This is a genomic window from Actinomyces sp. ICM39 (assembly GCF_000282935.1).
GTDB lineage: Bacteria > Actinomycetota > Actinomycetes > Actinomycetales > Actinomycetaceae > Pauljensenia > Pauljensenia odontolytica_B.
This window is the reverse complement of sequence record NZ_ALCB01000083.1, coordinates 1-8,396: the sequence shown is the minus strand read 5'-3', so window position 1 is coordinate 8,396 and position 8,396 is coordinate 1. Positions and strand designations below refer to the sequence as shown.

Here is an 8,396-nt window from a genome sequence, read left to right as displayed (position 1 = left end):
CAGCGCCGAGCACGCCCGCGCCGCCCAGGCGACCGGCGGTCATCGCGTCGGCGGCGGCGTGGTTGTTGAGGCGCCACAGTGGATGCAGCGCGTCGGCCGCGGGGGCGGGGGTGTGTCCGCCGACGACGCCGTTGCGATACGTGGTGCCGTTGACGCGCGTGTGGAGCAGGTCGGTGTCCATGAGGTCCTGCGGGTCGGTGATCGGGTTCGTACGCGACCCCAGCTCGCCGTAGGGCAGTTCCTTGGTCGGCACAGCGCCCGAGGCGATCACGCGGTTACGGGCAGCGGCCGCGTCAGCCTCGCTCCACCACGGCTTGTCGAAGCCGCCCGGGTATCCCTCTCCGTTACGGCCGGCTTCGCGGCCGAAGCCGTTCTCCGGCGTGTAGCCACCACCGCCGTAGCCGCCACCACCGGGGTTACGGCCGCCGCCACCGCCACCGGGGTTACGGCCGCCGCCACCGCCGCCGGGATTGTCGCCGCCGCCACCGCCGCCGTCCTTATCCTTATGCTTATCCTTATCCTTCGTGGGGTCGCCATCGGTCTTGCCGGACCGTGAAGCGTCTCTAATGTCGCCGACACCAGAACGCAGATTCCTATTCAGCGTGTCAAGGATGCGCCCGCAGGCCGCCTCGCGCGCTTCGTTGTTCTGGGCCTCGACGCCCGCCACGTACGCGGAGCCCGTCGTGATTTTGACCGGTCCGGCGGAAAGGCCACCGCCGGGGGCGCTGGAGGGAAGGGTCACGAAGGGGAGATAGCCCATCGCAGCGGTGACCGGGTCCACCAGGGTGTCGGAGATCGAGCCCGCCTCGCTCAGCGCCGTCGCCATGTCGTTGCGTCCTTGTTGGTAGGACTGATACTGCGCCTCGTAGCGGACGCGGTAGCCCTCGATACGTTTGATCGAATTGTCCACCCAGTCGGTCATGGCCTTGGCCGCCTCGCCCTTGAAGCCTTGGCCGTCGCGGTAGGCCTTCAGGCGTTCGACGGCCTGCTTGAAGCCCTCGATCGTCTTGTCGTGTTCGTCGTTCCACGCGTCGAGGCCCTTGTTCGCCTCGGCGGCCTTCATGAATTCCTTCAGGCGGTGGTATTTCGGAGAATAAACCATGATTAATTCCTTTCTGCCCGTTGTGGGATGGGATCAGCTCTCGTCCTGACTTTCCGGAGTCGGTGCGGTTGTTCCAGCCTGTGAGGGGTCAGGCTGGCCCGTGGCCGCTCCAGTCTGCGAAGGGTCAGGCTGGCCGGTGGGCGCCGCAGTCGCCGCCCTCAGCGGCTCGGGCCGCTTATCCATGTATTCCTTCTCTTCCAGCTGCTTGGCGAGCGCCTCGGCCTCCGGGGAGTTGGCGACGGTATCCAGCATTTTGTTGACCCTGCTCAGGGCCTGCTGGTTGTCCCACTCGGCGTTTTCCGCGTCCTGCATGGTCAGACGCATGTTGGTCTCGAAGGTGGAGATGAGATCGTTTTCCTTCTTGAGGATGTCCGCCATGTCCTTGAACATGTCGGCCACGGAGTTCCGGAAGGCAGAAGCTCCTTCTTCATTACCCCATGCAGAATGCGTCTGGGCGGCGCTCTGAGAGTAGGACGCACTTACCGTGGTCTTCACCGCATCCTTGCTTTCGTTGACATTGGTGGCCGCAGCCTCTTGGGCGGGCTTGTCGTACTCGTAGTCAGGCGATCCTGTCATGTTGAGCTCCTAAATGTTGATGGGGTGTTGTGGGCGCTGGTGCGCGGGGTTGTTTGTTATTTGACCTTGAACTGGCGGACCAGGGGTTCGTCGGTGATCTCGGGGTTGTCGATCTTGAGGGTCCACACGTAGGTGAGGTTGGAGCCGCTGCCTTTGATGTCGATGGTCCACGAGGAGTAGTACTGGCAGTCCTTTTCGACGCACAGGTCGTAGCTGTCCTCACCGAGGCGCCAGTAGTCGGCGGCCGACATCATGGCATACACGTTGTCGTCCTTGTTGACGACAATGGTGCCGTTGGGGTCGAGCTTGAACTGGCCTCCGTAGACTCCTGTGCTCTCGCCGACCAGCTGCGCGCCGACCATCTTGTTCAGGGCGTTGGCCTTCTCGATGATCTTGTTCTTCTCGGCGCCGGAGGCGGAGTTCATCTGGTTGATGAGGTCGCGTTTGATGCCTTCGGGGATGTTCTTCATCGAGGCGATGTCCGTAGAATTCGAGCCTCCGCCGCCGGGCAGCCTAATGCAGCCGGTCAGGCCAACGGCCGCCAGGAGGAGGGACGACGCCGCTGCGAGGGTGCGGCGAGACACGAAACGGGACATATTTTCTCCTACTTTCAGACTGGTCAATCATATGCGACTGTGGGGCCGCCGTGTCAACAAACGATCAAGTTGTCGGCGGGGTCCACGCCATCTGCGCGGCGACCACCCCGAGATCGCGGTGAATGACCTGAGCACGGCCCGGAATAGCGCGCTTCGGCTTCACGCCGTTGATGATCGCGCCCTCACTCGGGTTACCGGACAGCAGGATGCCCGTGACAGCCAGGTCGCCCATCATCTGCAGGACCTTCTCGAAGCTCGCTCGAGCCGCGCCACCCATGCGGCGCGTGATGATCAGGTGCAGGCCGATGTCGCCCGCCTGCGGCAGCAGGTCGACGAGCTCTGCGAGCGGGTTTCCACTCGTGGTGTTCGCCAAATCGTAATCGTCGACCAGGACCCACAATTCGGGGCCGGTCCACCAGCTGCGCTCGCGAATCTGCTCGGCAGTGACGTTCGGTCCGGGCAGACGCTCGCGCAGGAACTGCGCCAGCTCGCGCATGTCCTTCATGGCGGCCTGGTGGTTCGTCATGTAGCGCAGCGTGTAGTCCTTGGGAATCTCGCCCATGAGCGAGCGTCGCATATCCAGCGCGACGATCTTTGCCTCGCCCGGCGTGTACAGGCGCGTGATCTCCTTGATGATCGACCGCAGGAACGTGGTCTTGCCCGTCTTCGAATCGCCGAAGAGGTACAGGTGAGACTCCGACCGCGTGTTGAACATGAGAGGACCGAGGCGCGACTCTTCCACGCCCAGGATCATGTCGCCACCGCCGCGCGGCAGGATCTGCTGCTCGGGCAGTTGCTCGAGGACATTGTCGATCGTGATCTGCTCCGGCAGCAGACGCAGCTTCGGGCCCTCGCCCGCCACTAGGTGCTCGCGGATCTTCTTGATCGTGTAGGCCACGCCCTCGGACACGGTGGTCGGATCCTGCTCCGCGTCTGCGCGCGGCAGGCCGATCATCATTTCGTGACCAGCCATGTCGATGCCTCGGCCCGGGCGACCCTTCGGAATACGAGCCGCACCCTCGCGGTGGACGATCGACTCCTTCGGGTTCGCCGTGTGCAGCTCCAGGCGCGAGCCGAACAGGTCCTGCGCCTCGGAACGGAAGTCCATCCAGCGAGAGGCAGACACGATGAGGTGAACGCCCAGCGACAGGCCTCGGCTCATCATCGTCGCCACCTGGCGATCCAGGCTGTCGAACTCGGAGCGCAGCGCGCCCCAGCCGTCGATGACCAGGAACACGTCGCCGTAGCCGTCGTCGTAGCGTCCTTCCAGACGACCGCGACGGTACGTGTCCATCGAATCGATGCCATTTTGGCCGAAGTAACGCTCGCGGTCGTCCATGATCGCCGCGATCTCAGCGAGCATACGCGTGCGCACCTCCTCGGTGTCGCGCGTCGCGATGCCCGCCACGTGCGGGGCGTTCGCGAAACCGGCGAAGGTACCGCCACCGAAGTCCATCACGTAGAACTGGACTTCCTGCGGCGTGTAGGTCAACGACAGGGCCTGCACGATCGTACGCAGCGCCGTCGACTTACCGGTCTGCGGGCCGCCGACGAGCGCGAAGTTACCGCCCGCACCCGACAGGTCCAGGACGAGGGTCTCGCGGCGCTGCTCGAGAGGAAGATCGACAGTGCCGAGGGGGACGCGCAGCGTGCCCGACTCGCGCCAGGCGCGCGACACGAAGCCCAGATCCGGGTCGGGACGTAGGTCCGGCATGAGGGTCGCGAAGGTATCCGGGGTCTCCAGGGGCGGCAGCCACACCTGGTGGGCCGGGTAGCCCTTGCCCTTCATCTTGGCCACGGCGATGTCCATCTCGGACATGTCTGCCCACAGCTCGTCGCCCGCCAGGACGACTTCCTGGTTCTGGTCGACCTCTTCCTTCTCGCCCAACGTATCCTCGCGCGTGATAACGGGAGCGACCGTGAAGGGCAGGATCTCAATCGGGGCGGTCGGTGCCCCGGCGGTCGTGGCCTCGGAAATCGACGCGAGGGTACGCGCCGGCGGGGGAGCGGCCACGTAGGAGGCGCGGAAGCGGACGAGGCCGTCGCCGCCCGCCTTCAGGAAGCCCGAACCGGGCAGCGGGGGCAGCTTCGCGGCGTCCGGGATGCCCAGGACCTCGCGCGAGTCGTTCTCGGTGAAGGTCTTCAGGGCGATGCGGTACGACAGGTGAGACTCCAGGCCTCGCGCCTTACCAAGGTCCATCTTCTGGGAGGCGAGGAGCAGGTGCACCGACAGCGAACGACCCAGACGGCCGATCATGATGAAGACCTCGCCGAACTCCGGCTTGGCCATGAGCATTTCCGTGAACTCGTCCAGGACGATGAACAGGGCGGGCAGCGGCGGGAACTCGTGCTTGCCGGCGATGCGGTCCGCCTCGTAGTCGGACACGTTCGCGTAGTTGCCGGCCTGGCGCAGAACCTCCTGGCGGCGCACCATTTCGCCCTGGAGGGCGTCCTGCATACGGTCGACGAGGGAGAGCTCCGACTCCAGGTTCGAGATCATGGCGGACACGTGCGGCAAGTCCGACATGCCGGCGAAGGTCGCACCACCCTTGAAGTCGACGAGAACCAGGTTCAGCTGCTCCGGAGAGTGGGTGAGCGCCAGGGCCAGCACGAGGGTACGCAACACCTCGGACTTACCCGAACCGGTCGCACCGATCAGCAGGCCGTGGGGACCCATACCCTGCTGGGCGGATTCCTTGATGTCCAGGACGACCGGCGCTCCCTCGGGCGTGACACCGAAGGGGGCAGCGAGGCGTTCGCGGCCCTCGCGGCGACGCCACTGCTTCTCCGGGTCGAAGTCGCGGATGTCGCCGATGCCGACGAGCTCCATGAGGTCCTTCTGGCGGGACTCGTCCGAGCGACCCACCGGGGTGTCCGCCTCTTCCAGGTTCTGCTGGTTAGCGAACGGCGTCATGCGGCGCGCGACGGCCTCAGCCTGAACGGCGGTGAGGCGGTCCGCGAACGCCTGCTCGGGCATGGAGTCCATCGTGACCACGTCGACCACGTCCGCGCCCTTGCGATCCGGGTTCGGGTGGATGAGCAGACGCAGCGTCGTGTGCGAGGTCATGGGGGTCCACTCGCGGGCACGACTCATGATCGTCACACCCTTGATGCCGGCGGCGGAGCCGAAGGGGGACGAGGCCGGGAACTCAGCCCCGTCGCACACCAGCAGCAGGTGCGGGTACACGGGGATTTCTTCGCCAAATCGGAAGGCGCCACGCATGGCGATGTCCGTTCCGATCATTTCCGCGAGCTCACCCGGGTCGGTCGAAATCATGCGACCCGGACCCACCGCGTCGCGCACGGTGGAGGAACGGGCCTGGGGCATCCACTTGACCCACTCCCAGTCGCCCAGGCGATCCGCCGAACACAGGACGGCGATCTTGAGCTTGGAGGGGTCGATGAAGCACGCCAGGTGCATCATGATCGCGCGCATCTCGTCGTAGACGGCCTCGCCCTCGCCAGCGACCTCAATATGGCTGAAGTCACCCAGGAAGAGGAACTTACCCACGTTGTCCGTGTGGTCGTGCACGTTGATGAAACGCTCCATCGCCGACAGGCAGACGACGTCCATCTCCGTCATCGGGTCGATCGGGGGACGCTCAAAGATGAGGCCGAGGGGCTGCGTGCCGGACCCGTAGCGGAAAGCGAAGAGGTCGTAGGTGCCGCCCTCGCGTGACCACAGGCGCGAGCCGTTGGCCGCCAGCGTCACCAGCGCGTTGGGGTCGGGGAACACCCAGTTGTAGTAGGCGCGCTGCTTCTTCGCGACCTTGCGCACCGCGTCGCGGGTCTCCGCCAGGTAGGACAGGTATTCGCGGCGCTGCGTCACCACGCGCGTGCGGTACTGGGAGAACTGGCGATACATGTTGAAGCCGACCATGCCCAGCATGGCCACCAGCATGCCGCCGCCCATCAGCATCGAGCGGTTGTTGTTGGCGCCGTTTTGCATGGCCATGAAGATCATGACGCCCGTGGAACCCAGCATGGGCACGACCATCATGAGGACGTTGCCCATCGATGCGGGCTCGGCCTTTTCCGGTGGAATCTGGATAGCGAGGCTGCCGGAGGGCTGCTCCGGAGCCGCGGCACTCCGCCGTTTTCTGCGTGTAACCATGAGGTCTCCTCGCGCTGTGCGCGTAAGTATTCGATGCGACTGCACCCAGTGTAGCTGAGTGGACTTCCAAGTTTTAACCGGCGGTTAGCGTCGGTGCATTACACTGGGCACTGTTGTTTACTTGAGAACGGAGGTTACATGAGCGCCACCATGGTGTCAGTGACTGTTATCGACTCCGATGGCACCTCCGATTTCGCCGCCCCGGAAGGGACGACGGTCGCGGGCCTGTGCGCCATGCTGGAGATAGATCTGTCTCTGCCTTCAGTGCGCGTCTCCTACGCGGACGGGCGTCCCCTCGAGGGGTCCGCCGTCCTCGGACGCGACCTGCCCGCGGGCTCCACGATTGCCCTGTCCAGCCGCGTCCTGTCCGCTCAGCAACTCAACGAGGCCTCGGCCCGCCAGGACAACCAATGGCTGTCTCCCGTCCTCGCCCTCGTCGGCCTCTGCTTCCTGGTCCTGGGCACCGTTTCCGCTCTGTGCCTCCTGCCGATCCTGGGCGACGCTGCCCTTGCGATCTACGAGCACGCTGAGGACGGCCCCCTGTGGGCGAAGACCGTCTCATCCGTCCCCGTGTGGCTGCGCGCAGTCTGCTCGCTCGTCTGCTGCATCGGCTCGATCGCTCCGCTTTTTGTGTCGCGCAAGGTGCGTTCGCGTCCCACTCTGCTGCTCCTGATGCCCGCTCTCGCGGGTTACAGTGCGATCGGCCTGGTGTCGGTAGCCGATATCCACGCGCTGACGATTGCTCCCGTCGTCGGCGTCTGGGTGGCCCTCATCGTGTCCCTGGCCGTCGTGTCCCTGACTGTCACCCCGTCGGCCCTCAGTGCGCTGCTGGCTTGGGTGTGCGCCACAGTGCTCATCACGATCGACGCATTCCCGCTCTTTAGCGTGATTGATATCGCGCCGCTGGCGGTCATGATCGGCGTCTACCTCTTCCTCATGGCCCCCCGTCTGTCGCTCCGCGTGCCCGACACTCAGCTCATCGACGTGTCCGCCGTCCAGACGGTCGCCTCGCGCATCCGTCAGCCTCCCGTCCAAAAGCCCAGCGCTGTTACCGGTGGACGCATGGCCGTCGTCCTGGGGCACACCGAGGCACGCAATACCCTGCTCGTCGTCGCGTCGACCGCGTTCGTCCTCGCCGGAGGCATCCCTCTGGCCCGCACAGTGACGCCCGACCTCGACATGGGACAAGGCATCGCAGGCCTGGTCCTCGTCATCGCCGCGATTATCGTTCTGCTCACCGCGCCGCGAGCGACCCGTACCTACCTCGGTCGAATCCTCCCGCGCCTGACCGCTCTCGCGCTGTTGTGCGCCCTGCTCGTCGGTGACTGGACGAACGCGTTGAAGGGCGTCGACTGGTTCTTCCCGCTCGTTCCCCTGTGCGTCCTCATCGTGATCAGCGTTGTCACGGTCGTCATGACCAGCATCATGGAAACCACGAACAACGCCGCACTCATCGGCACAATCCTCGATTTCGTCCAAAGTTTCTGCACGTTTGCGCTCCTGCCCGCGGCGGTCATGGCCTCGGGTCTCTTCTCGTTCGCTTGGAGGGCGGTCCTGTAATGTCTGACACCACTAAGACTCCGTTCGCGCCCGCCACGCCCTCGCGGCTCGTCGGCGCCTACGTGATTGACCTGCTGGTCCTCGGTGCGCTCCTCGCTGCGACCTGGTTTATCTACTTCACGCCCCTGACCATCACGTTCATCACCGTCGAGGCCGTGATCGCCGCCGGGATCATGCTCGGAGCCTCCGGGCGTACACCCGGCATGGCCGCCATGCGCGTCTGCCTCATCCGCGACGAGGACGATACGCAGACACCGTCCCTCGGAGCCGCAATGGGCTACATCGCCCTCATGGCGCTGCTCCAGATCACGGTCGTTGGTCCCCTCGCCGCTCTCGCCCTCGCCCGCGACGGCCGTACCTGGCTGACGGGGCCCACCCGCACCCGCCTCGTCGACCTGCGCAAGCACGCGGCGCTCGCGGCCGGCCCCGGCGCGGCAGGAATGGCGGG

Annotated in this window: 6 protein-coding genes; 2 read left to right on the top strand and 4 right to left on the bottom strand. The window is 65.3% G+C overall.

Annotated elements, in window-relative coordinates:
- From HMPREF1137_RS10405 to HMPREF1137_RS05445, 4 genes are all read right to left on the bottom strand, one after another.
- Positions 1 to 1,102 (bottom strand): hypothetical protein (locus HMPREF1137_RS10405; protein WP_007589765.1); only part of this gene is annotated, 1,102 nt, incomplete at its 3' end.
- 33 nt (positions 1,103 to 1,135) lie between these two features.
- Positions 1,136 to 1,678, bottom strand: coding sequence for a hypothetical protein (locus HMPREF1137_RS05455; protein ID WP_007589767.1), 543 nt, complete (start codon positions 1,676 to 1,678; stop codon positions 1,136 to 1,138).
- 56 nt (positions 1,679 to 1,734) lie between these two features.
- Positions 1,735 to 2,274: a GA module-containing protein gene (locus HMPREF1137_RS05450; protein ID WP_007589772.1), complete on the bottom strand. Its 540-nt coding sequence runs from the start codon at positions 2,272 to 2,274 to the stop codon at positions 1,735 to 1,737.
- Positions 2,275 to 2,338: 64 nt separating this feature from the next.
- Positions 2,339 to 6,388, bottom strand: coding sequence for a type VII secretion protein EccC (locus HMPREF1137_RS05445; protein ID WP_007589773.1), 4,050 nt, complete (start codon positions 6,386 to 6,388; stop codon positions 2,339 to 2,341).
- Between the two features lie 138 nt (positions 6,389 to 6,526).
- Between HMPREF1137_RS05445 and HMPREF1137_RS05440 the strand changes: the two genes are divergently transcribed.
- Both HMPREF1137_RS05440 and HMPREF1137_RS05435 read left to right on the top strand, forming a co-directional pair.
- Positions 6,527 to 7,948, top strand: coding sequence for a hypothetical protein (locus HMPREF1137_RS05440; RefSeq protein ID WP_007589766.1), 1,422 nt, complete (start codon positions 6,527 to 6,529; stop codon positions 7,946 to 7,948).
- On the top strand, positions 7,948 to 8,396 hold a 449-nt coding region (locus HMPREF1137_RS05435; protein WP_007589770.1), incomplete at its 3' end, for an RDD family protein. The genes HMPREF1137_RS05440 and HMPREF1137_RS05435, both read left to right, overlap by 1 nt.